The organism is Aneurinibacillus aneurinilyticus ATCC 12856, from assembly GCF_000466385.1.
GTDB lineage: Bacteria > Bacillota > Bacilli > Aneurinibacillales > Aneurinibacillaceae > Aneurinibacillus > Aneurinibacillus aneurinilyticus.
In genome coordinates this window covers 1-1,535 of record NZ_KE952805.1, presented here as the reverse complement: position 1 = coordinate 1,535, position 1,535 = coordinate 1, and the positions used below count along the sequence as shown (strand labels likewise).

At 42.7% G+C, this 1,535-nt stretch carries 1 protein-coding gene; it reads left to right on the top strand.

Going from position 1 to position 1,535, the window contains the following annotated elements:
• Window positions 1-265 precede the first annotated feature (265 nt).
• Window positions 266-1,405, top strand: a complete 1,140-nt coding sequence (locus tag HMPREF0083_RS13930) for an ABC transporter ATP-binding protein (RefSeq protein ID WP_021622103.1) — start codon at window positions 266-268, stop codon at window positions 1,403-1,405.
• Window positions 1,406-1,535 lie beyond the last annotated feature (130 nt).

The window sequence follows — 1,535 nt, the reverse complement described above, 5'->3', positions numbered from 1 at the left end:
AAATCGTCAGGTTTTAAGTGGTGGGTAGTTCACTTCCATTGTCAGCGGGAAGATGACGACAAGAAAAAAAGTGCCAAACATAAGAAGCACAAACAATCTGTCTTTTTTCATCGAGTACCCCTTCTTTTTATACTGTTTGTATAAATTTATTTATTTGCACTTATGTTGTCCAAAAATAAGGTTTGCTACCATATTAGTTCAATTGTGGTCTTGTGTGGTAACTACGTTTGTAGAGTGTGTTTCCGAATCGTAAGGAGGGAGCAATATGGCAAGCGTAACATTGCAAGGCATTTGTAAAACATACAATCATGCAGCTATCGTAAACAATATGAACCTGGAAATACGTGATGGTGAATTTCTTGTGCTGGTTGGCCCTTCAGGCTGCGGGAAGTCAACGACACTACGTATGATTGCTGGATTAGAGGACATTTCAGATGGCGATTTATACATTGGCAGCACCCGGGTAAATGATATTGCTCCAAAAAATCGAGACATTGCGATGGTTTTTCAAAATTATGCCCTTTATCCTCATATGAATGTATATGAAAATATGGCGTTTGGCCTAAAGCTGCGTAGGCTTGGAAAAGCTGAAATCGACAGGCGGGTCAGGGAGGCGGCTGTCCTGCTCGACCTTTTGCCTTTATTGGATCGGAAGCCCAAGTTCTTGTCCGGAGGCCAGCAGCAGCGTGTTGCCCTAGGAAGGGCCATTGTGAGGGAACCGCAAGTTTTTCTTATGGATGAACCACTGTCGAATCTTGATGCAAAGCTGCGGGTACAGATGAGAACAGAGATTAGCAAGCTGCAGCGTCGGCTGGGTACTACGACAATATACGTTACGCATGACCAAACCGAAGCTATGACTATGGGCGATCGCATTGTTGTCTTGCAGGAAGGAAGCATTCAGCAAGTGGCGACGCCTGCAGATATTTATGAAAAGCCGAAAAATCTATTTGTCGCAAGCTTTATCGGTTCACCAGCGATGAATTTTATTGAAGGAGCCGTCAAGGCTCAAGACGGGGAAATCCTCTTCATAAACCGGGATGTACGGCTGAAGATTCCCGAACAACGAGCAGAAGTATTGAGGGATATGGACTATATAAATAAATCGGTCCTATTGGGTATACGTCCAGAGGACATTCAGGTAGGGATACCTTCCTCCGAAATATCCAGGTCAGGTATAGTCCATACACGAGTCGAGTTTATAGAGAATATGGGAGCCGAACGATATCTCTATATGTCAGGAGTTGGAGAAAATACGATTATCGCCCGGGCGGATTCTTCTGTACAGGCGCATGTCGGAGAACTGATCAACATTTTGTTTGCTATGGATAAAATTCATTTGTTTGATAAGGAGACAACATCGTCTATTTTTCTCCCGAAGGAAAGCGTATCACTGTTTTCATAACGTATATAAATAACGTTTACCATTTTGACATGGGAGTACGTGAAGGTTCTGCCATTTCGTAAATGAAGATAATTTATAACACGCCTGTTGATTATTCATCTATGGATACCAAGGGTGTTGATTGTTCAAA

Bases quoted from the DNA above. Each gene is read 5' to 3' on its own strand.
- HMPREF0083_RS13930 (WP_021622103.1), top strand. From the start codon at position 266: ATGGCAAGCGTAACATTGCAAGGCATTTGTAAAACATACAATCATGCA.